The sequence below is a fragment of the Mesorhizobium sp. M0983 genome, assembly GCF_040318975.1.
Classification (GTDB): domain Bacteria; phylum Pseudomonadota; class Alphaproteobacteria; order Rhizobiales; family Rhizobiaceae; genus Mesorhizobium.
Genome location: NZ_JAMYNH010000003.1, coordinates 486,114 through 509,252, shown reverse-complemented (window position 1 = coordinate 509,252; position 23,139 = coordinate 486,114). Strand labels below are relative to the sequence as shown.

25 protein-coding genes and 1 pseudogene are annotated in these 23,139 nt (G+C 63.3%); 13 read left to right on the top strand and 13 right to left on the bottom strand.

Features of this window, described 5'->3' with window-relative positions:
* Positions 1-373: 373 nt before the first annotated feature.
* Positions 374-880, bottom strand: a complete 507-nt coding sequence (locus NKH71_RS09025; RefSeq protein WP_023721899.1) for an invasion associated locus B family protein — start codon at positions 878-880, stop codon at positions 374-376.
* Between the two features lie 362 nt (positions 881-1,242).
* Between NKH71_RS09025 and NKH71_RS09020 the strand changes: the two genes are divergently transcribed.
* Positions 1,243-1,851: a methyltransferase family protein gene (locus NKH71_RS09020; RefSeq protein ID WP_352894774.1), complete on the top strand. Its 609-nt coding sequence runs from the start codon at positions 1,243-1,245 to the stop codon at positions 1,849-1,851.
* Between the two features lie 45 nt (positions 1,852-1,896).
* Here the strand turns inward: NKH71_RS09020 and NKH71_RS09015 are convergent, their stop codons facing one another.
* The 4 genes from NKH71_RS09015 to NKH71_RS09000 all read right to left on the bottom strand — a co-directional run bounded on the left by NKH71_RS09015 (position 1,897) and on the right by NKH71_RS09000 (position 4,033).
* The gene (locus tag NKH71_RS09015; protein WP_023721897.1) at positions 1,897-2,259 is read right to left on the bottom strand and encodes a YkvA family protein; all 363 of its coding nucleotides are present in this window, start codon (positions 2,257-2,259) and stop codon (positions 1,897-1,899) included.
* Between the two features lie 92 nt (positions 2,260-2,351).
* The gene (locus tag NKH71_RS09010; protein WP_352481071.1) at positions 2,352-2,648 is read right to left on the bottom strand and encodes a 4a-hydroxytetrahydrobiopterin dehydratase; all 297 of its coding nucleotides are present in this window, start codon (positions 2,646-2,648) and stop codon (positions 2,352-2,354) included.
* A 6-nt stretch (positions 2,649-2,654) separates the two neighbouring features.
* Positions 2,655-3,251 carry an RNA 2',3'-cyclic phosphodiesterase gene (thpR, locus tag NKH71_RS09005; protein WP_352481070.1) on the bottom strand — a complete coding sequence of 199 codons (597 nt, stop codon included), beginning with the start codon at positions 3,249-3,251 and terminating at the stop codon, positions 2,655-2,657.
* Between the two features lie 137 nt (positions 3,252-3,388).
* Positions 3,389-4,033 carry an arylesterase gene (locus NKH71_RS09000; protein WP_023721894.1) on the bottom strand — a complete coding sequence of 215 codons (645 nt, stop codon included), beginning with the start codon at positions 4,031-4,033 and terminating at the stop codon, positions 3,389-3,391.
* 108 nt (positions 4,034-4,141) lie between these two features.
* On the opposite strand from NKH71_RS09000, the gene NKH71_RS08995 reads away from it, so the two are divergent.
* The 4 genes from NKH71_RS08995 to NKH71_RS08980 all read left to right on the top strand — a co-directional run bounded on the left by NKH71_RS08995 (position 4,142) and on the right by NKH71_RS08980 (position 9,137).
* Entirely contained in the window at positions 4,142-4,852 is a 711-nt protein-coding gene (locus NKH71_RS08995; RefSeq protein ID WP_023721893.1) for an ABC transporter ATP-binding protein, read from the top strand.
* Positions 4,852-7,401: an ABC transporter permease gene (locus NKH71_RS08990; protein ID WP_352894773.1), complete on the top strand. Its 2,550-nt coding sequence runs from the start codon at positions 4,852-4,854 to the stop codon at positions 7,399-7,401. The genes NKH71_RS08995 and NKH71_RS08990 overlap by 1 nt, the downstream gene beginning before the upstream one ends.
* A gap of 219 nt (positions 7,402-7,620) precedes the next feature.
* Positions 7,621-8,400: a Bax inhibitor-1/YccA family protein gene (locus NKH71_RS08985; RefSeq protein WP_254817871.1), complete on the top strand. Its 780-nt coding sequence runs from the start codon at positions 7,621-7,623 to the stop codon at positions 8,398-8,400.
* A gap of 167 nt (positions 8,401-8,567) precedes the next feature.
* On the top strand, positions 8,568-9,137 hold the full coding sequence (locus NKH71_RS08980; RefSeq protein ID WP_352894771.1) for a GNAT family N-acetyltransferase: 570 nt from the start codon (positions 8,568-8,570) through the stop codon (positions 9,135-9,137).
* Between the two features lie 4 nt (positions 9,138-9,141).
* Here NKH71_RS08980 and NKH71_RS08975 read toward each other — a convergent pair whose 3' ends face one another.
* Together NKH71_RS08975 and NKH71_RS08970 are read right to left on the bottom strand one after the other, a co-directional pair.
* Positions 9,142-9,528 carry a DUF2794 domain-containing protein gene (locus tag NKH71_RS08975; RefSeq protein ID WP_023721889.1) on the bottom strand — a complete coding sequence of 129 codons (387 nt, stop codon included), beginning with the start codon at positions 9,526-9,528 and terminating at the stop codon, positions 9,142-9,144.
* A gap of 599 nt (positions 9,529-10,127) precedes the next feature.
* Positions 10,128-10,877 carry a DUF1223 domain-containing protein gene (locus NKH71_RS08970; RefSeq protein ID WP_352894770.1) on the bottom strand — a complete coding sequence of 250 codons (750 nt, stop codon included), beginning with the start codon at positions 10,875-10,877 and terminating at the stop codon, positions 10,128-10,130.
* A gap of 175 nt (positions 10,878-11,052) precedes the next feature.
* Between NKH71_RS08970 and NKH71_RS08965 the strand changes: the two genes are divergently transcribed.
* Positions 11,053-11,715 carry a ceramidase domain-containing protein gene (locus NKH71_RS08965; RefSeq protein ID WP_352894769.1) on the top strand — a complete coding sequence of 221 codons (663 nt, stop codon included), beginning with the start codon at positions 11,053-11,055 and terminating at the stop codon, positions 11,713-11,715.
* 75 nt (positions 11,716-11,790) lie between these two features.
* Here the strand turns inward: NKH71_RS08965 and acnA are convergent, their stop codons facing one another.
* Positions 11,791-14,481: an aconitate hydratase AcnA gene (gene acnA, locus NKH71_RS08960; protein ID WP_023721886.1), complete on the bottom strand. Its 2,691-nt coding sequence runs from the start codon at positions 14,479-14,481 to the stop codon at positions 11,791-11,793.
* A gap of 283 nt (positions 14,482-14,764) precedes the next feature.
* Between acnA and ccmA the strand changes: the two genes are divergently transcribed.
* The 5 genes from ccmA to NKH71_RS08935 all read left to right on the top strand — a co-directional run bounded on the left by ccmA (position 14,765) and on the right by NKH71_RS08935 (position 17,454).
* The gene (ccmA, locus tag NKH71_RS08955; protein WP_023721885.1) at positions 14,765-15,373 is read left to right on the top strand and encodes a heme ABC exporter ATP-binding protein CcmA; all 609 of its coding nucleotides are present in this window, start codon (positions 14,765-14,767) and stop codon (positions 15,371-15,373) included.
* A 196-nt stretch (positions 15,374-15,569) separates the two neighbouring features.
* Entirely contained in the window at positions 15,570-16,235 is a 666-nt protein-coding gene (ccmB, locus tag NKH71_RS08950; protein WP_352894767.1) for a heme exporter protein CcmB, read from the top strand.
* Entirely contained in the window at positions 16,235-16,612 is a 378-nt protein-coding gene (locus NKH71_RS08945; protein WP_352481064.1) for an Imm50 family immunity protein, read from the top strand. The genes ccmB and NKH71_RS08945 overlap by 1 nt, the downstream gene beginning before the upstream one ends.
* 102 nt (positions 16,613-16,714) lie before the next feature.
* Positions 16,715-16,882, top strand: a complete 168-nt coding sequence (gene ccmD / locus NKH71_RS08940) for a heme exporter protein CcmD (protein ID WP_023721882.1) — start codon at positions 16,715-16,717, stop codon at positions 16,880-16,882.
* Positions 16,879-17,454: a DsbE family thiol:disulfide interchange protein gene (locus NKH71_RS08935; RefSeq protein WP_352790086.1), complete on the top strand. Its 576-nt coding sequence runs from the start codon at positions 16,879-16,881 to the stop codon at positions 17,452-17,454. Before ccmD ends, NKH71_RS08935 begins: the two co-directional genes overlap by 4 nt.
* Positions 17,455-17,486: 32 nt before the next feature.
* Here NKH71_RS08935 and NKH71_RS08930 read toward each other — a convergent pair whose 3' ends face one another.
* A complete protein-coding gene (locus NKH71_RS08930; RefSeq protein ID WP_023721879.1) occupies positions 17,487-17,654 on the bottom strand; it encodes a hypothetical protein in 168 nt (55 codons plus the stop codon).
* 263 nt (positions 17,655-17,917) lie between these two features.
* Here NKH71_RS08930 and NKH71_RS08925 point away from each other — a divergent pair, with 263 nt between their 5' ends.
* Entirely contained in the window at positions 17,918-18,835 is a 918-nt protein-coding gene (locus NKH71_RS08925; RefSeq protein ID WP_352894766.1) for an SMP-30/gluconolactonase/LRE family protein, read from the top strand.
* Positions 18,836-18,867: 32 nt separating this feature from the next.
* Positions 18,868-19,077 carry a tautomerase family protein gene (locus NKH71_RS08920; protein WP_023721877.1) on the top strand — a complete coding sequence of 70 codons (210 nt, stop codon included), beginning with the start codon at positions 18,868-18,870 and terminating at the stop codon, positions 19,075-19,077.
* A gap of 282 nt (positions 19,078-19,359) precedes the next feature.
* Here NKH71_RS08920 and NKH71_RS08915 read toward each other — a convergent pair whose 3' ends face one another.
* The 4 genes and pseudogenes from NKH71_RS08915 to ftsY form a co-directional block, all read right to left on the bottom strand.
* On the bottom strand, positions 19,360-19,893 hold the full coding sequence (locus tag NKH71_RS08915; protein WP_023721876.1) for an NADPH-dependent FMN reductase: 534 nt from the start codon (positions 19,891-19,893) through the stop codon (positions 19,360-19,362).
* A gap of 40 nt (positions 19,894-19,933) precedes the next feature.
* Positions 19,934-20,553: pseudogene (locus NKH71_RS08910) on the bottom strand (pyridoxamine 5'-phosphate oxidase family protein).
* Positions 20,554-20,644: 91 nt separating this feature from the next.
* Positions 20,645-21,310 carry a septation protein A gene (locus NKH71_RS08905; RefSeq protein ID WP_023721875.1) on the bottom strand — a complete coding sequence of 222 codons (666 nt, stop codon included), beginning with the start codon at positions 21,308-21,310 and terminating at the stop codon, positions 20,645-20,647.
* Between the two features lie 60 nt (positions 21,311-21,370).
* Positions 21,371-23,134, bottom strand: coding sequence for a signal recognition particle-docking protein FtsY (ftsY, locus tag NKH71_RS08900; RefSeq protein ID WP_352894764.1), 1,764 nt, complete (start codon positions 23,132-23,134; stop codon positions 21,371-21,373).
* Positions 23,135-23,139: the final 5 nt, after the last annotated feature.

The following is a 23,139-nucleotide window of genomic DNA, read 5'->3' as shown; positions in this document are numbered from 1 at the left end:
AACATGCGCCGATGGGCCGCTATCGCGGGATAGGTGCGCCTGAGTCCGCCCATACAGGGTCGGACGACCGCCTGAAACCCCAAACAAGACGTCAAATCCCCCGCAAACAAGCGAACAACCGCCGCAACCCCGCCGCCGCAAGCTTTTGCTCATGACTGCGCAACAGGTCCCTTGTGGGAGAAGGTGGCCGAGCGAAGCTCGGTCGGATGAGGGGTGTTCCAGCTTGGCATCCCCTGCACTCCGTCCAGCACCCCTCAACCCTCTTGGCGCTGCGCGCCAATCCACCTTCTCCCACAAGGAGAGAAGGCAAGACCGCACGAACGCTGGTTCTTTACGTCGCTGTGTTAGGTGGTGAACGTCCCGGACGAGGACTTTACTTGCACTTGGCGATCGAGGCCAGCGCCGCCGAGATGCCCTTCAGCGAGAAGACGTAGGTGGTGGTATTGCCGCGGCCGGACTTGGCTGACACCTTCATGTCGGTGCCGGTCTTCATCGCGGCGATCAGCACCGGCTCCTCGGCGGCGTTCTCGACCCAGGCCGACTTGCCGCGCGTGAACATCGAAAAAGACTTCTTGTCGATGGTGACGGTGGCCTTGGAACCTTCCTGGAAGGTATAGCCGGCGATGAATTGCGGCTCGTAGGACACTTGCTGCCCCGGCCGCTGGCTGACGAAGAAGAACATGTCGCCATGATCGAGCGTCGGCGGCTGCTTGTCGGTTGGCACGGTCAGGACATAGCAGACCTTGCCGCCGCCCGACGCCTGGTAGCTGTAGGTGCCCCAGGCATTGTGCTGGCCGATCTTGGTTGCCGACTGCGCCAGCGCGGGCGCCGTCAAGGCCACCAGGGCCAGGCTGGAAACTATAGCAATCAATCCGCGCATCGCTTTTCCCGTATTCCACTGGTGCGGCGGCAGGCCGGCTCGGCGTCCTGCCCGTCGCTTCATTTTGATTTAATCTGGGTTACCAAACGGTGAATTTCCCCTGAGAAAAGGATGTTCACGCCAGGAAACCGCCGCCGTCTTCGCGCTGCCGCTTGAAAAAGCGGCTGGCGCAATGTCCCTGCCGCGACTTGGAGGCCACGAAAACGGCAAGAGTTTGACTTTTCAAGCAGCTAGGTCTTGCAGCGATTCTCGCTTTTCTGAGAGCTACGTGACGAATTTCCCGCCAGGCGGTATATGTCTGCGTTCGGCTCCACGGCACTCGGCCAGGGTGCCCTCCTTGGCGGCTTACGGGAGATTTGGCCATGGCCATTTCCGAGACAGTTCTGATCCTGGCGGGCGGCACAGTCGTCCTGGCGATCGTGTTCGGCATTCGTGTCGCCGTCCGCGCGGTGGCCAGCGGCGCGGTGCCCCGGTCGGATGGCGGAGAGGTGGCGGGCGGACCGGGCGCGCCCGACGTGGCGGGGGTCATTGCGCTGCCGCCTTTGATCTTCCTCGGCTTCCTGGCGGCGGCAACCGTGCTCGAGGTGCTCGCGCCGCTCTCGGTCATGGCCGGGCAGGCCCTCGCCCGCTATCTGGCCGGCGCCGTGCTCGCGGTGTGCGGCTTGGTGCTCATCTTTATGGCGGCGGGCCGCTTTCAGGCCCCTGGAACCAACATACCACCGACCTTGCCAACGACGGCGCTGGTCGTCGACGGTATCTATCGGTGGACCAGAAATCCGTTCTATCTGGGAGCGACCCTTATCTATCTGGGCCTCGGTGTCGCGGCCGGAAGTCTTTGGGGTATCGCGCTCGTCATTCCCTTGCTGTGGGTGATCAATACGGGCGTCATCGCGCCGGAAGAGCGTTATCTCGAGCGTAAGTTCGGAGACGCCTATCGCGCCTACAAGACGCGGGTGCGGCGGTGGCTTTGACGGCCGGAAAGTCGGTTCCCGCGCGATTTTTTGCGCCGTACCGGCTCAGCTCTTGTCGGCGATGGCCTGCCTGGCGGCGAGCCGGTGCGCCGGCGTGATGTGGGCGCTGACGGTTGTGATCGCCGCGGTCAGCACAGCGATGTCGTCGGTGAAGCCAAGCCCAAAGATGAAATCGGGGATGACGTCCGTCGGCAGCACGAAATAGCCGAGCGCAGCCAGCAATGTGCCCTTGGCGCGCAGCGGCGTCTTCTTGTCCATGGCGCAGTAATAGGCGGCGACCACCTCCTCCATGAACGGGATCTGCCGGGCAGCCTTCTTCGCCGTACGCCAGAACTTTTCGCGTACTTCGCTCTCATTGCCCAGCTTGCTGCCGAGGCCGAAGAAATCAAAACCGGATTTTTGCGCCATCAACCTCTCCTTGCCGCCGTCGCGTGACTTCACGCGTGACCGCGAGGCAAAATGTGGTGAAAGCCGAACCTCGCTGCAAGGTGCAGATAACGTCAGGTGCCGAAATAGCGGTTCATCTTCCTGGCCAGATCGAAATCCAGCGCGGTCAGGCCGCCGACGTCGTGGGTGTTGAGGGTCACGTTTACCGTCTTGTAGACGTTCGACCAGTCGGGGTGGTGGTCCATCTTCTCCGCAGCCAGGGCAACGCGGGTCATGAAGGCAAAGGCTTCCGAGAAATTCTTGAAAGTGAAGCTGCGGCTGATCGAACCACCATCCTTGGCCAGCGACCAGCCGTCGAGGCCGGCAAGTTCGGCGCTGATCGCCTCTTTTGCTAGTTTCTCCCTGGCCATGTCCGTCTACCGCATGATCCGCGAAGCGTCGGCGGCGCCGGCCAAACGGCTGGCGACGCGGTTGTCGGCACCTGAAAGCGGCCAAGCCTCCTCGACGACGTAAGGCCCGCCGCCGACCGAGTCGCGCGACGACATCAGCACGAAGCGGCCGACCCGGAACGGCAGCGTCGAAAAATTGCCGCGCGCCGACAGATACTGGGCGACGTCGAGCGGGCTCGCATTGCGCAGGCGGGCCAGCGTCACATGCGGCATGAACTTGCGCGGGTCGGCCGGGATGCCGAGCCGCTGGCAGATGCGCTCGATTTCGCTTTGCAGAGCGGAAAGATCGGGCGAAGCGGCGACCCCGGCCCACACCGCATGCGGCTTCTTCTGGCCGAAGGCGCCGACGCCGGACAGCGTCAGCGGGAAGGACGGGCGGTGAACGCGGTCGAGCGCGTTGGCGATTTCGTCGGCGACATGGCCCTCGACATCGCCAATGAAGCGCAGCGTCAGATGATAGTTTTCGACGTCGATCCAGCGGGCTCCGGGCAGGCCGCCCCTGAGCAGGGACAGCGAAAGAGCGGCATCACGCGGTATTTCGAGGGCGGTAAAAAGACGCGGCATGGCAAGCCTCCTGTCCTCGAATCGAACTCTTGCCCCTAGCGAATCATCGATATTCAAACGGGGCAAGGGGTTTGTTGGTCGCAGGCCTGCCTAAAAGCTTCCCCCGCGGAAGGTGTTGCGGCGGCGAACCCTCGCCTTCAGGAATTGCCCCGGATCGCTTCAATGGTCTTCTCCACGCTGGGCAGGATACCCTCGACGATGCGGTCGACGCCTCGGGCGTTTGGATGAAGACCGTCTTCGAGCTGCAGGACGGATTGGCCGGCGATGCCCTCGAGAAAGAAAGGATAGAGCGGCACGCCGTATTTTTCAGCCAGTCTCGGAAAGGTCGCGTCGAAGGCCCTCTGGTAATCGGCGCCGAGATTCGGCGCCGCGCGCATCCCGGCCAGCAACACGGCGATCTTGCGCTGCTTCAGCTTTGCCAGCATGGCGTCCAGGTTCTTTTCCGCTATGGCGGGCGAAACGCCGCGCAGCATGTCGTTGGCGCCGAGCTCCAGGATGACCAGCTGCGTGCCGTCCGGCACCGACCAGTCGAGCCGCGACAGGCCGCCGCTCGTCGTATCGCCGGAAACGCCGGCATTGGCGACCGTGACATCGTAGCCCTTGGCGCGAAGCGCGGCCTGCAGCTTTTCGGTGAACCCCTGACCCGGCCCAAGGCCATAACCCGCCATCAAGCTGTCGCCGAAGCCAACGATGGTGAAGGGCTCGGCGCGCGCCGACGAAATGGCGCTGCAGATCGCGAGGAAAAGGGCGAAGGCTGCGGCAAAAGTGTGTTTGAAAGCCATGCGGCAGGCCCCATATGACCAGGAACATCTGTTGGCGAAGGCAGGTTTTCGTCTTTGTCGAGCATCGGATGCTCTAGCCCTCTTTCCCCCATATAGGACGATTTGATTTTGGAAGAAGCCGTCATTTCGCTGAAAGACGTATCGCTGACGCTCGGCGAAGGCGCATCCTCGGTGCATGTGCTGAAGGGCGTCAGCCTTGATGTGGCGAGCGGCGAAGCGACAGGCATCGTTGGACCTTCGGGTTCGGGAAAGTCGACATTGCTGATGGTTTTGGCCGGGCTTGAAAGGGTCGATTCGGGTGCGGTACGAATTGCCGGCGAGCTGCTCAACGGCAAAAGCGAAGACCAGATCGCATCGTTTCGAGGGCGAAACATCGGCATCGTGTTCCAGTCGTTCCACCTCATCCCCAATATGACGGCGCTGGAAAACGTCGCCGTCCCGCTTGAGCTTGCCGGCCATGCCGATCCGTTCGGCGTGGCGGCGCGCGAACTGGCGGCGGTCGGCCTTAGCGATCGCATCACCCATTATCCCGGCGAATTGTCTGGCGGCGAGCAGCAGCGCGTGGCGATCGCCCGGGCGCTGGCGCCGTCGCCACGCATCCTGATCGCCGACGAGCCGACCGGCAATCTCGACCAGGCGACGGGACGGCACGTCGCCGACCTGCTGTTCGCCAAGGCGGCCGAACGCGGCATGACGCTGGTGCTGGTCACGCATGACCCGGTGCTCGCGGCGCGCTGCTCGCGCCAGGTGTCGATGCGGTCGGGGCTGATTGAGGACGCATCCAAGCCGGCCTCCAGGGCCGGCAAGGTGACCGCCTGATGCCGCTGTCGCAAACGCTGAGGCTGGCCTTCAAGTTCTCGCTGCGCGAAATGCGCGGCGGGCTGTCCGGTTTCCTGATCTTCCTTGCCTGCATTGCGCTCGGCGTCGCGGCAATCGGCGGCGTCAATTCGGTGGCGCAGGCGATTTCCGCCGGTGTTGCCGACCAGGGTCAGACGCTGCTCGGCGGCGATCTCCGCTTCCAGATCAACCAGCGCGATCCGACCAGAGCCGAACGCAGCTTCCTCGGCCGGCTTGGCACGGTTTCGCACAGCGCCAACATGCGCTCGATGGCGAGGCTCGAGGACGGCTCCGACCAGGCGCTGGTCGAGGCCAAGGCGGTCGACGGCGCCTATCCGCTCTATGGCGCGCTGGAGACCCAGCCGGTGCTGTCGCGAGAGGATTTGTTCGGCGAAAAATCCGGTGTCTTCGGCGCCGCCGCCCCGGACCTTCTGTTCGAGCGGCTGAACCTTGGCATCGGTGACCGGTTGAAGCTCGGCAGCGCGACATTCGAGCTGCGCGCCAAGCTGGTCAACGAGCCAGATGCGGTGTCGGATGGCTTCGGTTTTGCGCCGCGGCTGATGGTGTCGACCGACGGGCTTGCCGCTTCAGGCCTGATCCAGCCGGGCAGCCTGGTCGAGAACGCCTATAAGGTCCGCCTGCCCGGCGGCACCACTGAAGTACAGATCAAGGCGATCCAGGAGCAGGCCGCGAAAGAGTTCCCGCAGGCCGGCTGGTCGATCCGCACGCGCAGCAACGCAGCGCCGGCGCTGTCCTCGAACATCGAGCGGTTCTCGCAATTCCTGACGTTGGTCGGGCTGACGGCGCTGGTGGTCGGCGGCGTCGGCGTGGCCAATGCGGTGCGTGCCTATCTCGACGGCAAGCGCGGCGTCATCGCCACCTTCAAGAGCCTGGGGGCTTCGGGCGGGTTCGTCTTTGCCGTCTACCTGGTGCAGATCCTGATGATTGCCGCCCTCGGTATCACGCTGGGCCTTGTGCTTGGCGCGCTGATGCCGTTCGCGGCCAGCGCGGCACTCCAGTCGGTTATTCCGGTGCCGGCGGAAGGTGGGTTCTATCCCGGCGCCCTCGGCATGGCAGCGCTGTTCGGGCTGCTGGTGACGCTGGCCTTCGCCCTGCTGCCGCTCGGCCGTGCTCGCGACGTGCCAGCGACGGCGCTGTTTCGCGAAATGGGTTTTGAGGGCCGCGGTTTTCCCCGCCCGCTCTATGTCGCCGCGGCAATGGCCATCGCGCTGCTGCTCGCGGTGCTGGCGATCCTGTTTTCCGGCGACCGCCGTATTGCCTCGATCTTCGTCGGCGCCACGGTCTTTTCGTTCCTGGTGCTGCGTGTCGTCGGTACGCTGGTGCAGTGGGCGGCGAAGAGAAGTCCGCGTGTGCGCTCGACGGCGCTCAGGCTCGCCATCGGCAACATCCATCGGCCTGGCGCCTTGACGCCGTCCGTGGTGCTGTCGCTGGGTCTCGGGCTGACGCTCCTGGTGACGCTGGCGCTGATCGATGGCAATCTCAGGCGGCAGATTTCCGGCAGCCTGCCGGAACGGGCGCCGAACTTCTTCTTCGTCGATATCCAGAGCGGCGACGTCGATGCCTTCTCCGCGCTGGTCGGCAAAGAGGCGCCGCAGGGCACGCTGATTAAGGTGCCGATGCTGCGCGGCCGGGTGATGGCGCTCAACGGCGTCGATGTCGACAAGGTCAAGGTTCCGGCCGAAGGCGCCTGGGTGCTGCGCGGCGACCGTGGGCTGACCTATGACGCACAATTGCCGGAGAATGCAACGCTGACCGAGGGCAGCTGGTGGCCGGGGAATTATTCCGGCGAACCGCTGGTCTCGTTTTCCGCCGAGGAGGGCAAGGAGATCGGGCTGAAGCTCGGCGACACCATCACCGTCAATGTGCTCGGCCGCAACATCACGGCCAAGATTGCCAATTTCCGCCAGGTCGAATGGGAAACCATGGGCATCAATTTCGTCATGGTGTTCTCGCCCAACACATTCGCCGGGGCGCCGCATGGCTGGTTGGCGACGCTGACCGAGACGAATGCGTCGGCGGCCGACGACGCGCATCTTCTCAATGCCGTCACCCGGGCTTTTCCCGCGGTGACGACGGTCAGGGTCAAGGACGCGCTCGACATCGTCAACCGGCTGGTGGCGCAGCTCGGCACCGCGATCAGGGCTGCGGCGGGCGTGGCGTTGATCGCCTCGGTGCTGGTGCTGGCCGGGGCGCTCGCCGCCGGCAACCGGGCCCGCATCCACGACGCGGTGGTGCTGAAGACCCTGGGTGCGACCAGGAAAACGCTGATCGCGGCCTTTTCGCTGGAATACATGCTGATCGGCCTTGCGACCGCGATCTTCGCGCTGGCGGCGGGCGGTGTGGCGGCGTGGTACGTCGTCGCGCGCATCATGACACTGCCATCGCACTTCATGCCCGAGGTGGCGGTGGCGACCATCGGCTTTTCACTGGTGGTCACGGTGGGTATCGGCCTGGCCGGCACGTGGCGGGTGCTGGGCCACAAGGCGGCGCCGGTGCTGCGGAATCTTTGAGCCAGAGCCGGTTTTGATTAAATCTCGTTAATGTTTCGACCGGCAAGGCCAATAAAACCGGATCTCCGGCATTTCACGGAGCATTACGTCCGGTTACGGTCTTGTCCTTTACGCCAAGAACCATCATATTTCGGCGCAGGCATGCTGGAGCCCCGCCAGCGGCGCCTGGGTTCAAAAGGACCTGACACCGGACGGGGCAGAAGCAATATGAGGATTTCCATGGCTGATCCCGTTCGCAATTATCAGACGCGCGCCGTGCCCGGCGCCGGCGTCGATGCTGCCATCGACCAGGGCCTGCGCGCCTACATGATCAAAGTCTACAACCTGATGGGGCTTGGCCTCCTCATCACCGGCCTTGCCGCGGTCGGCACAATCATGCTGGCCACCACCAGCGATCCCGCCTCGGCGGTTGCCACGTTGCCAAGCGGCGAGATGCTGACCTCGTTCGGCTACGCGATCTTCGGCTCGCCGCTGAAATGGCTGGTGATCTTTGCCCCGCTGGCAGCGGTGATGTTCCTGTCGTTCCGGGTCCAATCGATGAGCGTTTCGGCGGCGCAGACGACGTTCTGGGTTTACGCCGGCCTTGTCGGCCTGTCGCTGTCGTCGATCTTCCTGGTCTACACCACCGCCAGTATCTCGCAGACCTTCTTCGCCACCGCCGCCGCGTTTGGCGGGCTGTCGCTCTACGGCTACACGACCAAGCGCGACCTTTCCGCGTTCGGCTCGTTCCTGGTCATGGGCCTGGTCGGCCTGATCATCGCGATGGTGATCAACATCTTCCTGCAGTCGTCGGCGCTTTCCTTCGCCGTTTCGGCGATCGGCGTGCTGATCTTCGCAGGCCTCACCGCCTATGACACGCAGAACATCAAGGAGATGTATTTCGAGGGTGACGAGACTGATGTCGCCGGCCGCAAGGCGATCATGGGCGCACTGAGGCTCTATCTCGATTTCATCAACCTGTTCATGTTCCTGCTGCAGTTCATGGGCGACCGTCGCTAGTACGGCGTTCTTTGTTGACCATGATCTTTTCCGAAAACCGGTTTCCACTTTTCGGGATCATCGTCTGACTGGACCAGCGAGTTTGGAAAGGGCGGCCCAATGGCCGCCCTTTTCTTTTGTGCCGGCTTTTGCTGTGATATAGGGCAGATGAACGACGTGCATAAATTATGAGCAGCATCACCTTGCGGGCCGCGACGTCGGCCGATCTCGACCGGATCACGGAAATCTATGCCGACGCGGTGACAAACGGCACGGCGAGCTATGAACTCGACCCGCCAAGTCGTATCGAGATGGGAGCGCGCTTCGACAGTTTGGTAGCGGGTGGCTTTCCCTATCTCGTGGCGGAAAAAGACGGCATTGTGCTCGGCTATGCCTATGCCGGCGCTTTCCGGCCGCGCCCGGCATACCGCTTCGTGGTTGAGGATTCCGTCTATGTCGCGCCCGACGCCAAGGGGCAGGGCGTCGGGCTGCTTCTGATGCAAGGGCTGATCGAGGCAGCCAAGGCGGCGGGCTTTCGCCAGATCATCGCGGTGATTGGCGATGGCCGGCCCGACAGCGCCTCGGTGCGGTTGCACGAGAAGCTCGGCTTTCACCATTCCGGTCGCCTGGAAGGTTCCGGCTACAAGCACGGACGCTGGCTGGACACGGTGTTCATGCAACTGCCGATCAACGGTGGAGCGTCGGTCCCGCCCGATCCGCAATCGCTGCCCGAGCGGAAGTTCCGCAAACAAAAATAAGGGGTTACGCCTCGACCAGCTTCAGCGTTCGGTCGAACACGCCAAGCACCCGGCCGAGTTCCTGGCCACGCTTGAGGATGCGTCCGCCGGCGGCGATGACGGCGAATGCGCCTTGCCGGCGCGCCAGCTTCGGATCCTTGACGATCTGGAAAAGCGGCACTTCGCTGGTGCGACGGAAGACGGAAAAAACGGCGCGGTCGGTGAGATGGTCAATAGCATAGTCGCGCCATTCATTGGCGGCGACCATACGGCCGTAGAGCCTGAGGATCTGGTCCAGTTCGCGGCGGTCGAACCGCACCGGCTGGTCGAGGCGTTCGTGTCTTGCCTCGTGCAGCGGGATCAATATTGCGGATGCGTCCCCATCCTCCGTCCCGCTGCTGCGATCAGTCATGCCTGGATCCTCGCAATGAATCGTACGCCGACCAAAGTTGGCGCTTTCGTTGCCGAATTGCAAGGCCCGGCCGGGCAACGGCAGCACCGCGCGGTTTCTCCAACGTCCAGTCACGTTTGCGAAACGCCTGTTGGAATTGGTGATGCTTCGCCACAATCCTGCCTTTTTTTATCCGTGCTCATGCCCCAATGTCCGACGAATTTACCGGCGTTGCCTGAGACGGTTCGGTCCGGCACCGGCTCGTAAACCCCAAGCCCCCCGCCCACGGGTCTGCGTCGGATCGAACCAACCTCGGTCTTTCCTTGGAAAGATCGGGTGCGACGATCCCAAAACCTAAATGACCGGCGTCAGAAGCAAGCTGACGCCGGTTTTTTATTGGCTGGAGCCGTGGCGGCGCGATCCATCCGGATAGGCTGTCGTCGGAGGCTTGAGCGCGGCTATCCCTTCTCCCCTTGTTGTGGGAGAAGGTGGATCGGCGCGCAGCGCCGAGACAGATGAGGGGTGTTGGACGGAGTGAGGCGTTGGCGTTCCCTGGAACACCCTCATCCGTCGCCTTCGGCGACACCTTCTCCCACAAGGGAGAAGGGAGAGCGCTCCATCTAAGGCTTGCGGATAAAGGCTGCACCCAGGATCGGACCGGGCACGCCGTCCTTGCCGACCGACTGCAGCAGCACGGCGCAGCCGCCCTTCTTGGCGATCTCGCTCATCGGCAGTTCGTAGCGCTGCGCCTTGCCGTGCCACATGCCGGCGGTCTGGATGCTGGAGACGGCGTTCCAGTAGGTCATGCTGCGGCCGGTGTTTTCACCCTTGCCGATCTTGATCGTCTGCGGCGGGTTGAAATAGACGATGACGACATGCGCGTCGGCGGGGCCGGTCACGGCGTCGCCGGCATCGATCATGACGCGATCGCTGGTCCGGCTGACCTTGATTCCGACGCGCATGCCTTCGCCGACCCTCTCCATGCGGGCCAGCGCGCCGTCGACTTCCTTGCGGCTGGCGCCATTGACATGGCTGCGGCCGTTGATGACGGCTTGCGGGGTGTAGACGGAACGGCTGCCGAAGGCGCGCATATACTCATATTGCCGCTCGGTATTTTCCTTGCGGCTCATCGTATCCTGCCAGCCGAGGTAATCCCAATAATCGACATGATAGGCGAGCGCGACGATGTTCTCCTTGGCGGCGAGCTCGGCGAAGAATTCGTCGGCCGGCGGACAGGAATTACATCCCTGGCTGGTGAAGAGCTCGACGACGCCTAATGGCTTGTCGGCCTGCTCGGCGAAGGCGCTTCCGGCAAACGCCGAGAGAGCCAGCGCAACGGCCGCAAGCCGCAATGGTCTTCGAGATGACATGGCCGTTCCGATCCCGCCGGTGATGCCGGCTTTGTTCTGATTGTCGAAATATGTGGCAGAAGCGGCAGTCAACGGGAAGTCACGTTGCGGTGAAATTTTGCCGTTGCAACCGCTGGCAAGGGCGCAATAGGTGGACGCGCACTTCACGATGGAAGCGATTCGGGCGGCAATCAGCATGTGGCAATCTCTCCTGGCGTCGGTCGACCTCTATTGCGAACGGACGGGGCCGGAATTCTGGGCTGAACCGCTCAATGCGCTGAGCAATCTGGCTTTTTTTGCCGCCGGGCTATGGGGTGTCTGGCAGGTGCGCAAGCGCGGCACCGGCGCCTTCGCCGAAGTGCTGGCCTGGTGGGTGGTGGCGATCGGCGTCGGCTCGTCGCTGTTCCACACCTTTGCCACAAGGGGAATGATCCTGGCCGACGTGCTGCCGATTGCAGGGTTCACGCTGGCCTACACGCTGTTCAACCTGCGACGTTTTCTCGGCATGAAATGGGGCAAGGCGATCGTCATCTTCGTCGCCTTTTACGCCGTTGCCGGGCTGGTGACCTTTGCCGTGCCGGACTGGCTGCGCCAAGCGTCGAACGGCACGACCGGCTACCTGCCGCCCTTCCTGGCGCTTGCCTTCTTCGGCGCCTGGGTGGCGGCCAGCGGCAATCGTGCCGGCTGGTACAATCTGGCGGGTTCGGCGATCTTCGTCGTGTCGGTCGTCTGCCGGATGATCGATCCGCTGGTCTGCGGCGGCTTTCCGCTCGGCACGCATTTCCTGTGGCACATCCTCAACGGGCTGATGCTTGGCGTGCTGCTGGCGGCGACAGCGCGGTTTGGAAAGCCAAAGTAGGGCAGTAGGGCAGTAGGGCAGTAGGTGCTTGTCCTTGCTTCCCCTACTGCCCTACTCCCTTATTGCCCTACTCCCTTAAGCCGCAAGGTCGCGCAGCACGTATTGCAGGATGCCGCCATTCTTGAAGTAGTCGAGCTCGTCCAGCGTATCGATGCGGCAGATGATCGGAACCTCTTTGACGCTGTCGTCGCCATAGGTGATCCTGGCGATCATCTTCTGCCGCGGCTTGATGTTGCTCAGTCCGTCGATCTCGACCAGTTCGTCGCCCTTGAGGTTGAGCGAGGCCCACGAGGTGCCTTCCTCGAAGACGAAGGGGATTACGCCCATGCCGACCAGGTTGGAGCGGTGGATGCGCTCGAAGGACTGAGCGATGACCGCGCGGACACCGAGCAGATTCGTACCCTTGGCCGCCCAGTCGCGCGACGAGCCGTTGCCATATTCGACGCCGGCGAAGATGACCAGCGGCACGCCCTCCTTCTTGTAGTGCATGGCGGCGTCGTAGATCGATTCCTCTTCCTTCGACGGGTAATGGATGGTGTAGCCGCCCTCGCGGCCGTTCTCGCCCAGCATGTGGTTGCGGATGCGGATGTTGGCGAAGGTGCCGCGCATCATCACCTCGTGGTTGCCGCGGCGCGTGCCATACTGGTTGAAATCGGCGACGCCGACGCCGTGGTCGGTGAGGTACTTGCCGGCCGGGGAGGCCGCCTTGATCGAACCGGCCGGCGAAATGTGGTCGGTGGTGATCTTATCGCCGAACAGACCGAGCACACGCGCGCCCTTGATATCGCCGATCTTGCCGAAGCCTGATGTCATGCCGGCGAAATAGGGTGGGTTCTGCACATAGGTCGAATTGTCGTCCCAGGCATAGGTCTGGCCTTCCGGCGCCTTGACGTTCTGCCAGTACTCGTCGCCCTTGAAGACGTCGGCATATTTGCGGGCGAACAATTCGCGCGTGACATTCTTCTCGATGAATTCCTGGATCTCGACTGAACTCGGCCAGATGTCCTTGAGATAGACCGGATTGCCGTTGCGATCCTCGCCGAGCGGCTCGGTGGTCAGATCCTTGGTCACGGTCCCGGCCAGCGCGTGGGCGACGACCAGCGGCGGCGAGGCGAGATAGTTCGCCTGCACGTCGGGCGAGACGCGGCCTTCGAAATTGCGGTTGCCGGACAAGACTGCCGCAGCAATCAAGCCCTTATCGTTGATGGTCTTGGAGATCGGCGCCGGCAGCGGGCCGGAATTGCCGATACAGGTGGTGCAGCCGAAGCCGACCAGGTTGAAGCCGATCTGGTCGAGCTCCTTCTGCAGACCGGATTTCTCCAGATATTCGGCGACGACCTGGCTGCCCGGCGCCAGTGAGGTCTTGACCCACGGCTTCTGCTTGAGGCCGAGCCGGTTGGCGTTGCGCGCCAACAGCCCGGCGCCGATCAGCACGCTCGGGTTCGAGGTGTTGGTGCAGGAGGTAATGGCGGCGATGACGACATCGCCATGGCCAAGATCGTAGTCCGTGCCCTCGACGGCATAGCGCTTGTCGATTTCGGCGGCCTTCTTGTATTCGGTCTCCATGGCCTTGTCGAAGCCGGCCGGAATGTCTTCAAGTGCCACGCGGCCTTCCGGCCGCTTCGGGCCGGCCATCGACGGGACGACACTGCCGAGATCGAGCTCGAGCAGATCGGTGAAGACCGGATCGGCCGAGCCGACGTCGCGCCATAGGCCTTGCGCCTTCGAATAAGCCTCGACCAGGGCGATGCGGCTTTCGTCACGGCCGGACATGGTGAGGTAGCGGATGGTTTCGCTGTCGACCGGGAAGAAGCCGCAGGTGGCGCCATATTCCGGCGCCATGTTGCCGATGGTGGCACGATCGGCCAGCGTCATGTTGGACAGGCCCGGACCGAAGAATTCGACGAACTTGCCGACGACGCCCTTCTTGCGCAGCATCTGCGTGACGGTGAGCACCAGGTCGGTGGCGGTGACGCCCTCCCTCAGCCTGCCGGTGAGGCGAAAGCCGATCACTTCGGGCAACAGCATGGAGACGGGCTGGCCGAGCATCGCGGCCTCGGCCTCGATGCCACCGACGCCCCAGCCGAGAACACCAAGGCCGTTGATCATGGTGGTGTGCGAATCGGTGCCGACGCAGGTGTCGGGATAGGCGGTGGTCTCGCCATCTTCGCTGTTGGTCCACACGACCTGGCCGAGGTACTCAAGGTTGACCTGATGGCAGATGCCAGTGCCGGGCGGCACGACGCGGAAATTGCGGAACGCCTGCTGGCCCCATTTCAGGAATTTGTAGCGTTCCTCATTGCGCTCATACTCAAGCTCGACATTGCGGGCGAAAGCCAGCGGCGTGCCGAATTCGTCGACGATGACCGAATGGTCGATGACCAGATCGACCGGCACCAGCGGGTTGATCTTTTGCGGGTCGCCGCCGAGCGAGGCCATGGCGTCGCGCATGGCGGCAAGGTCGACCACAGCCGGAACGCCGGTGAAATCCTGCATCAGCACGCGGGCCGGGCGATAGGCGATCTCGACGCCGGCAGTGCCCCGGTCGGTCAGCCAGCCGGCGACCGCCTGGATGCTCTCCTTGGTGACGGAACGGCCGTCCTCGTTGCGCAGCAGGTTCTCCAGCAGCACCTTCATCGAATAGGGCAATTGAGCGATGCCGGTGAGGCCGTTCTTTTCGGCCTCGACAAGGTCATAGTAGATGTACTCGGTGCCGCCGGCGGTCAGCGTGCGGCGGCAATTGAAGCTGTCGAGTGATTTGGACACGTGCGATCCCTAACTGTCGGTTGCCGGGGAGGGAACGGACGCCAGTGGGCATGCAAATCACGCGCAAAGGTGCGGGTACGGCCATTTCCGCTATCCGTTCCCAAGCGTCCGGGCCGTTCAAGGCGGCACGCGCGCTGGTTCGGCGCAAATTCGGTTCCCGTGCCGACCGCTGGCACGGATGATGCGGATATAGAGAATTTTCTGGAATAGTTCTAGACACGGAATTGCCATTTTTGCTGCGGCGCACCGAAGCCGCGCTTGAACTTTCGGCGAAGGGGAACGGATGCGGCTGATCGCCGAAAATCTGGGCGGCGAACGCGGCGGCGAGACGGTATTTTCCGGCATCGAATTCGCGCTGGGGGATGGCCAGGCGCTGGTCGTCACCGGGGCGAACGGCGCCGGCAAATCGACGCTGCTCAGGATCATCGCCGGACTGTTGCCGGTGGCGGCAGGCCGTGTGCGGTTCGAAGGTGGTGGCGAAGACTTTCCGTCGGCCGCCTCGGCCTGTCACTATCTCGGCCACCTCGACGCAATGAAGAGCGCACTCACCGTTAAGGAGAATCTGTGCTTCTGGCGCGATTTTTCGGGCGCCGGTTCCAGGGGTGTTGAAGAGGCGCTGGAGACCGTCGGGTTGGGCGGCATCGGCCATCTGCCGTTCGGCTATCTCTCGACCGGCCAGCGCCGCCGCGCCGCGATCGCAAAACTGCTGGTCAGTCATCGGCCATTGTGGCTGCTCGATGAGCCGACGGCGGGACTGGACAAGGCTTCGGAGGAGAGATTCGGCGGGCTAATGCGGAAGCATCTCGATGGTGGGGGGATCGTGGTTGCGGCCACGCATTTGCCGCTGGGGCTGGAGGGGGCGAGGGAGCTTGTGATGGGGATGGTTGGGTGATGCCGGCGCTCTGTCGCACCCCCCTCTGTCCTGCCGGACATCTCCCCCGCAAGGGGGGAGATTGGCGGTTTCAACGACTCGCCCTCTCTTTCACGTTGAAGACTGACGAAAGCCGAGGCGACATCCAATCTCCCCCCTTGCGGGGGAGATGTCCGGCAGGACAGAGGGGGGTGCCTGGGCGAAAGCATCTCACATCATGCTAGCCCTCTTCCTGCGCGACATCCGCTTAAGTATCCGCGCCGGCGGCGGGGCGCTTACCGGCGTGATTTTCTTTCTCGCCGTTATCGCGACCATCCCCTTCGGCGTCGGTCCCGACCTGAAGCTGCTGGCCCGCATCGGCCCGGCGATCCTGTGGATCGCCGCCTTGCTGGCCTGCCTGCTCGGCCTCGACCGGCTGTTCCAGGCTGACCGCGAGGACGGCTCGCTCGATCTTCTGGTGCTTGGCAACGACCGGCACATGCTGGCCCTGACCGTGCTGACGAAATGCCTGGCGCATTGGGCGGGAAGCGTGCTGCCGCTGGTCGTCGCGGCTCCCCTGCTCGGCCTGTTCATGAACATGGAGCCGGCCGGCGTCGGCGCCACGGCGCTGACGCTTCTGGTCGGCACGCCGGCGATCACCTTCATCGGTGCTGCCGGTGCCGCGGTGGCGGTAGCGTTGCCGCGCGGCGGACTGCTGATCTCGGTGCTGGTGCTGCCGCTGACCATTCCCGTACTGATCTTCGGCGTATCGGCAAGCTATGGCGCGGTGGCGGACCCCGATCCCTTCCTGCATCCCTTCCTCATTCTTACCGCGCTGACCCTGTTTCTTGCCGTGCTCGGGCCGGTGGCAGCGGCGCTGGCGCTGCGGCACGGAACGGATTGATGTGGCCGCTGCGCATAGAGAACCCGATCTTTCTCCAGACCATCTACGGCAACTACCCCGATCTGTCCTCCGTCGAGGTTACCGGGGCCAAGATGGACCGCAACGGGCCTAGCATGCACCTTTCCTTCATCTCGACCGTCCTTCCCTACCGGCCCCCCGCCAAATGGGCGGCGTTCAATGCCGTGTCTTTCGGGCTTGAGTTCATCGCGGTCGAATCCATTAGCCTTCGCAAGTTCCAGAGCCATGGCTCCAGTGCAATCAGGATGTGGGATGACGCCGGTAGAATCCTGCTTACCTGCGAAGGGGCTGTCAGGCTGTCCCTGACGTGCCAATACATGCGTATCAAAAACATATCAGGTGTTTTGCTTTCGCAGTGACCTTCGGCTTGCGATAACCGCAAATCTGCCGCAGACCCGTTCATTGCGACAAACAGCCGGTGAGGCTATGAATTTCGCCGTGAGAAGCCTTGGATCGGGAAAATGAGCATGCATGCCCTTTATGTCACCGCCGCCTATGCCATTACGGCCGTGGTGCTGGCCGGGCTGGTTGGCTGGATCCTGCTCGACCAGCGCGGCCGCAAGCGAGAGCTCGCCGAGCTGGAGGCGTCCGGCGTGCGCCGGCGCTCCGACAAGGCAGCAAAATCATGAGCACGGAAACGGAAACACCGGCGCGTCGCCGCCTGATCGTGCTGGTGCCGCTGCTGGTCTTTCTCGGGCTGGCGGGATTGTTCCTGGCGCAGCTGTTGTCCGGGCGCGACGTGTCGGAAGTGCCGTCGGCGCTGATCGGCTTGCCGGCGCCGCAGACCAACCTGCCGGCGCTCGAGGGCACCAATTTGCCGGGCCTCGATTCAAAACAGTTCGCCGGCAAAGTGACGCTGGTCAACGTCTTCGCGTCCTGGTGCGCGCCATGCCGCGACGAGCATCCGGTGCTGCTGGCGCTGTCGCAGGACAGACGCTTCGTCATGGCAGCGCTGAACTACAAGGACCAGCCGGAAAACGCCCGTCGGTTCCTTGGCGATCTCGGCAATCCGTTCCAGGCGATCGGCGTCGACCAGGCCGGGCGCACAGCGATCGACTGGGGTGTCTACGGCGTGCCGGAGACCTTCGTCATCGGCAAGGATGGCAAGATCGCCTACAAGCATGTCGGGCCGCTGACGCCGGACTCGGCGCAGACGCTGCTGCTGCCGGAGATCGAGAAGGCGCTGGCCGTGCCGGGCTGATGCCCGCCGATCGTGATAGGTCGACCGAAGACTCAGCCGTAGATCTGCTTGTGGACCTGATAGAGCATTTCTGAGCGGTCGGCGCGCATGTCGGCGAGGTCGCGGCTGCTGAAGCTGTCGATTTCGGCGACGAGGCGGTTGTAATGCCGGCGCTTGGCGATGCTGGCGCGAGCGCGGCTCATGAGGCTGTCGATGATCATAGCGAGTTTCCTTTTGCGCCGCATTTCGCGGCCAGTTGTTCCTCCCTTGATCGATACGAAGCATGACATAGTTATGGTGCGTTGCAAAAATAAGATGTTGCAATGCACCATTGCGCTGGGCGCATAGCCGGTTAACGGGATGTGACCTGCCGTCCGGCCCAGCATTCGCTCCCCTAATGCTTCTGACGCATCATCGATCTTGCCATATCGATCGCAGGCTGGCTTGATCGCGGCTCGCCAAGCGACTGATACCGGGAGGAACCATGACCAGCGAATTCTACGAAGTTCTCGATCCGCGCTTTTCGCGGCTGTTCAACGGCAACGCACAGGTCGACAGGCTGTTTACCGGCTGCCGATGGGCGGAGGGGCCGGCCTGGTTTGCGGCCGGGCGCTATGTGGTGTGGTCCGACATTCCGAACAATCGCATGCTGCGCTACGACGACACCGACGGCAGCGTCAGCGTGTTCCGTCAGCCGTCCGGCAATTCCAACGGCAACACCGTCGACCGGCAAGGCCGGCTGGTCACTTGCGAGCATTCCGGCCGCCGCGTCAGCCGCACCGAGCATGACGGGTCGGTCATCACCATCGCCGACAAATGGCGCAGCAAGCGGCTGAACTCGCCCAATGACGCGGTGGTCAAGTCCGACGGCTCGATCTGGTTCACCGACCCGAGCTACGGCATCGATACCGATTACGAGGGCGACAAGGCCGAAAGCGAGATCGGGGCCTGCCATGTCTACCGGGTCGATCCCGGCACCGGCGAGACCGAGGCGGTGATCACCGACATGGTCAGGCCCAACGGGCTCGCCTTCTCGGTTGATGAGAGCAAGCTCTATGTCGCCGACACCGGCCGCACGCATGGCGCCCAAAACCCGGCGCACATCCGGGTTTTCACTGTTGGCCAGGGCGGCAAGACGGTCTCCGGCGAAAAGGTCTTTGCCGACTGCACCGCCGGCCTGTTCGACGGTTTCAGGCTGGATGCGGACGGCCGCATCTGGACCAGTGCCGCCGACGGCATCCATTGCTACGATCCAGACGGGACGCTGATCGGCAAGGTCAAGGTACCGGAAGTCGTCGCCAATTGCGTGTTCGGCGGCAACAAGCTGAACTGCCTCTACATCGCCGGCACGACCTCGCTCTACATGGTCCGGCTCATGGTCAACGGCGCCAAAACCTATTGAACGGCCGCCAAGCATATCCAAGGGAGGGCACCATGCCATTCGTGAATATCCGCCTGGTCAAGGAGGTGATTGCCGATGACCCGGCCGGCAAAAAGGCCGCGATCGCCGCCCAGGTGACGGCGGCCATCACCGGCGCCACCGGCCTGACCAGCAACGATGTCTGGGTGGTGTTCGAGGAAGTCGCTGCACGCGACTGGTTCGTCGGCGAGACCGACGTCGAGACGCGGAGACGGAAGGGCTAGTTCCCGGCTCAGATTGGCCGCAGCCCCTAGCGTCGTCATCCCAGGGCGGAGCAGGAGCGAAGCTCCGTCGCGGAGACCCTGGGATCCATGCCGTGACCTACCAGTAGAACAGCGGTGCGGTTCTGTTGTGCAGCGCGCCGGTGTAATGTCCAACGTCAGGCCTCCGGCGGCCTTCCCGAACCGCTGCATCTCCGACGAATGTCACGGCATGGATCCTAGGGTCTGCGCCGCGTCGCTTCGCTCCTTGCTCCGCCCTAGGATGACGAAAGCACGGCCCGACGTTCACCGCGAGCGGATGAACTCCGCGAAGGCGGATAGGGCATCGCGCATTGTCTGCCTACTTGCCGGCTGCGCCAGGATTTTCTCCACCTCCGGCGGCTTCTTGCCGAGCAACGCGATTTCGAGCGCTGCTTCCTCATAGAGCGCGAAAGACATTGTCCGCATGATCTCGGCAAGTGCGGCGCGGGCAAACAGCGAGCGCGGCGAGGCATGTACCAGCATGGCCGGTTTGCCGACGGCTGCATCGCGCGACACCAGCCAGTCGAGCGCGTTCTTCAGGCCGCCTGGCACACCATGGGCATATTCCGGGCAGGAGACGATGACGCCGTCAGCGGCGGTGACCGCGTCGATCAGCGCCGCTGCTTGCGGTGGCGTTCGCTCGCCTTCGTCGTCGGGGTTGAAGATCGGCAGCCGCCCAAGCCCATCGTAGACGGCGACGTGACAGTCCGGCAGCGCGTTTTGCGCGAGTGCCGCGACCAGGGCCGAATTGGTCGAGGCGGCGCGCAGGCTGCCAGAGATGGCGAGGATGTTGAGCAAGGAAATGGAGACCGGCTCGAGCGATTCGTCGCCGGGCACACTACCACATGGTCTCTCTGTATTCCTCGTCCAGCCAGCGGTCGGTCGCCTCGGCCGAATCGGCGAGCGCCAACTGGTCGCGCAGGATCTGGCCGAGCGTCGGCAGCGTCGCGCGGTCGTACCAGCTCTCCGGCTTCCACAATTCGGAGCGCATGAAGGCCTTGGCGCAATGCATGTAGGCGGCCTTGACCGTCACCACGACGACGCTTTGCGGTGCCTTGCCGTCGACCGCCAGCCGCTCACGCAATGACGCATCGACGGTGATGCGGGCATCGCCATTGACACGCAGCGTTTCGTTCATGCCGGGAATGAGGAAGAGCAGCCCGATCGAGGGATGAGAAGGATGTTCTCCAGCGTGTCGAGCCGGTTGTTGCCGGGCCGGTCGGGGATGGCGATGGTCTTCTCGTCAAGCACTGTTACGAAGCCCGGCCTGTCGCCCTTCGGCGTCACATCGGCATTGCCGGCGCCGTCGGACGAGCCGATCAGCACGAAGGGGCTCTTGCCGATGAAGGAACGGCAGTGGCCGTCCAATGCCTTCAGTTCCTTGCGGATCGAACCGTCGGTCGGCCGAGGCGTCTTGTAGATCGTCCTCAACTCGTCGCGCGTGGTGATGAATTCCATGCCCCTCTCCTCCTATTCTGACGCAATTCCCTAGGGAAAGCGCTACGCGCTTTTCCCCGGAAAACCGCTACACACTTTTCTTGGAATTGCTCTATTTGCCGGCTTTCTCTTCCTTGGCGGCCTTGTCCTCGAGCGAGTGGCGCAGGATCAACGGCATTTGGCTTAACGTGAAGACAAGGGTAATGGGAATCGTGCCCCAGACCTTGAAATAAAGCCAGGTTTCCTCAGAAAAATTGCGCCACACGACCTCGTTCAGCACAGCCAGAAAAAGGAAGAAAAGCCCCCATCGGAAAGTGAGCTTGCGCCAGCCTTCGGCGTCGAGATTGAAGGCGGAATCAAAGACATAGCCCAACAGCGATCTGCCAAACGCCAACCCGCCAAGCAGCGTGATGCCGAACAGGCTGTTGATGATTGTCGGCTTCATGAAAGCGAAGGTCTTGTCCTGCAGCCACAGCGCCAGCGCACCAAACACAAACACGACGATGGCCGAGACCAGCGGCATGATCGGCCAGCTGCGCGTCAAAATCCACGAAACGCTGAGCGACAGCGCCGTCGCCACCATAAAGAACGCTGTGGCAATCAGGATAGGCTCGCCGATATGGCTGAGGATCGGGAATTTCCCGACAAGCCACGCGCCGCGGATGGTGGTGAAAAAGAACACCAGACCAGGCCCGAGTTCGAGCAGGAATTTCAGGCCGGAGTTCAACGCCTTGCGTCGCGGATCGGACAGGTCGCGTTCGAGGATGGGTGGGTTCATGGGATCCTTCTTACGCACGATCCAATCCAAAAAGTCTGCAACTTTTCGGGATCATGCTCGTCAAGCCACGCCAGCGATCGCCCTGGCGAACTCGCTTGCGGAAAAGGGTTCGAGGTCGTCGACCTGTTCGCCGACGCCGATGAAGTAGACCGGCAATTTGTGCTTTGCCGCGATCGCCACCAGAATACCGCCGCGCGCCGTGCCGTCCAGCTTGGTCATCACCAGGCCGTTGACGCCGGCGACATTGCGGAAGATCTCGACCTGGTTGAGCGCATTCTGGCCGGTGGTGGCATCGACCGTCTGCAGCACGGTGTGCGGCGCTTCCGGATCGAGCTTGCCCAGCACGCGGACGATCTTTTCCAGTTCCGCCATCAGTTCGGTCTTGTTCTGCAGCCGCCCGGCGGTGTCGATGATCAGCACGTCGGAGCCGGCCTCCTTCGCCCGCTCGAAGGCGTCGTAAGCGAGGCCGGCGGCGTCGGCGCCGAGCTTCGAGGCAATGACCGGCGAGTTGGTGCGCTCGCCCCAGATCTTCAACTGCTCGATCGCGGCGGCGCGGAAAGTGTCGCCGGCGGCGAGCATCACCGAGAGGCCGCCATCGGTGAGCTTTGCGGCGAGCTTGCCGATGGTTGTGGTTTTCCCCGTGCCGTTGACGCCGACGACCAGGATGACGTGCGGCTTGTGGCTGAGGTCGAGTTCCAGCGGCATGGCGACATGGGTCAGTACCTTCTCCACCTCGGCCGCCATGATGGCGCGGACTTCCGTCTCGGAGACATCCTTGCCGTAGCGGCTGGCGGAGAGCGCGTCGGTAACGCGCAAAGCCGTCTCCATGCCGAGATCGGCGCGGATCAGCACATCCTCCAGGTCCTGCAGCGTGTCCTCGTCGAGCTTGCGCTTGGTGAAGACGCCGGCGATGTTGCCGGACAACTCCCTGGAAGAGCGGGCCAGCCCGTCTCGCATGCGCTGGAACCAGGAGCGCCTCGGCGCCGGTTCGGGCGCTCTTTGCGGCTCGGCCTTCTGCTCGACCTTCTTGGTTACGGTCACCTTGCCGGGGGCAGGTTTTGGCTCCGGCGATGGTTGCGGAATGGCCTCTGGTTCGGGCGCAATCTCGGTCAAGACCGGTTTCGTTTCGACCGGGGCGGGCTGGCGGAGCGGAGGCGGGATTTCGGCCGGCGGCGCTTCGGGCGCTGCGGAGGGGCTCTCGGCGGGCGGTGCGGTATCTTGCAGAGGTTCGCGCTGCCCCTCACCCTTTCCCGTTCCGGGGCGAGCCGCTTGTCTCGCCGGTCCTTCGGACCCCCGTGAAGGACGGAGAGAGGGGGACGTCAGCGTTGCAGCTTCTTCTTCATCGCTTTCAAAAGGAGGCTCGGCCTGCCGATCAGCCCCCTTCTCCCCGTCACCATACGGGGAGAAGGTGCCGGCAGGCGGATGAGGGGCAGCGCCAGCTTCCGATGACCGAGGCTCAGTCTGGACAATCTCCGGCTGCTCCGGCTCGGGAATAACAAGCTCGGCCGGGATTTCTTCCGGCTCCTCAGCAGGCGTTTCCGACTCCGGCTGGATCTCTGGCTCGGGCGGAATGGTTGGTGCGAGTTCGAGCGGTGGCTGCGGCGCGGGCGGCGCTTCCGTCTCGACAGACGGCGGAGGCGCAGTGTCTGCCTCGGGCCGCGACTCTTCGCGTTTCAAAAACTCCGGGACGGCCTGCTCGGCCGCCTGCTTCAGCGCCTCCAGTTCGTCCCATTTGATCGGCGGCAGCGGTGCGGTCTCGTCGGGCCGCTCCTCGACAACTTCCTTCTTGCCGAACGAAAATATCTTCTTGAAAAACCCGGCCATGTCTT

Excerpts from the sequence above, each read along its gene's own strand:
- NKH71_RS08935 (WP_352790086.1), top strand. The coding sequence starts at position 16,879 with ATGAGCACGGAAACGGAAACACCGGCGCGTCGCCGCCTGATCGTGCTG.
- ftsY (WP_352894764.1), bottom strand. The coding sequence starts at position 23,134 with ATGGCCGGGTTTTTCAAGAAGATATTTTCGTTCGGCAAGAAGGAAGTT.
- thpR (WP_352481070.1), bottom strand. The coding sequence starts at position 3,251 with ATGCCGCGTCTTTTTACCGCCCTCGAAATACCGCGTGATGCCGCTCTT.
- NKH71_RS08990 (WP_352894773.1), top strand. The coding sequence starts at position 4,852 with ATGCCGCTGTCGCAAACGCTGAGGCTGGCCTTCAAGTTCTCGCTGCGC.
- NKH71_RS09000 (WP_023721894.1), bottom strand. The coding sequence starts at position 4,033 with ATGGCTTTCAAACACACTTTTGCCGCAGCCTTCGCCCTTTTCCTCGCG.
- ccmB (WP_352894767.1), top strand. The coding sequence starts at position 15,570 with ATGCTAGCCCTCTTCCTGCGCGACATCCGCTTAAGTATCCGCGCCGGC.
- NKH71_RS08965 (WP_352894769.1), top strand. The coding sequence starts at position 11,053 with ATGTGGCAATCTCTCCTGGCGTCGGTCGACCTCTATTGCGAACGGACG.
- ccmD (WP_023721882.1), top strand. The coding sequence starts at position 16,715 with ATGAGCATGCATGCCCTTTATGTCACCGCCGCCTATGCCATTACGGCC.
- NKH71_RS08905 (WP_023721875.1), bottom strand. The coding sequence starts at position 21,310 with ATGAACCCACCCATCCTCGAACGCGACCTGTCCGATCCGCGACGCAAG.
- NKH71_RS09015 (WP_023721897.1), bottom strand. The coding sequence starts at position 2,259 with ATGGCGCAAAAATCCGGTTTTGATTTCTTCGGCCTCGGCAGCAAGCTG.
- NKH71_RS08975 (WP_023721889.1), bottom strand. The coding sequence starts at position 9,528 with ATGACTGATCGCAGCAGCGGGACGGAGGATGGGGACGCATCCGCAATA.
- NKH71_RS09025 (WP_023721899.1), bottom strand. The coding sequence starts at position 880 with ATGCGCGGATTGATTGCTATAGTTTCCAGCCTGGCCCTGGTGGCCTTG.
- NKH71_RS08920 (WP_023721877.1), top strand. The coding sequence starts at position 18,868 with ATGCCATTCGTGAATATCCGCCTGGTCAAGGAGGTGATTGCCGATGAC.
- NKH71_RS09020 (WP_352894774.1), top strand. The coding sequence starts at position 1,243 with ATGGCCATTTCCGAGACAGTTCTGATCCTGGCGGGCGGCACAGTCGTC.
- NKH71_RS08985 (WP_254817871.1), top strand. The coding sequence starts at position 7,621 with ATGGCTGATCCCGTTCGCAATTATCAGACGCGCGCCGTGCCCGGCGCC.
- NKH71_RS08970 (WP_352894770.1), bottom strand. The coding sequence starts at position 10,877 with ATGTCATCTCGAAGACCATTGCGGCTTGCGGCCGTTGCGCTGGCTCTC.
- NKH71_RS09010 (WP_352481071.1), bottom strand. The coding sequence starts at position 2,648 with ATGGCCAGGGAGAAACTAGCAAAAGAGGCGATCAGCGCCGAACTTGCC.
- NKH71_RS08925 (WP_352894766.1), top strand. The coding sequence starts at position 17,918 with ATGACCAGCGAATTCTACGAAGTTCTCGATCCGCGCTTTTCGCGGCTG.
- NKH71_RS08945 (WP_352481064.1), top strand. The coding sequence starts at position 16,235 with ATGTGGCCGCTGCGCATAGAGAACCCGATCTTTCTCCAGACCATCTAC.
- ccmA (WP_023721885.1), top strand. The coding sequence starts at position 14,765 with ATGCGGCTGATCGCCGAAAATCTGGGCGGCGAACGCGGCGGCGAGACG.
- NKH71_RS08980 (WP_352894771.1), top strand. The coding sequence starts at position 8,568 with ATGAGCAGCATCACCTTGCGGGCCGCGACGTCGGCCGATCTCGACCGG.
- NKH71_RS08930 (WP_023721879.1), bottom strand. The coding sequence starts at position 17,654 with ATGATCATCGACAGCCTCATGAGCCGCGCTCGCGCCAGCATCGCCAAG.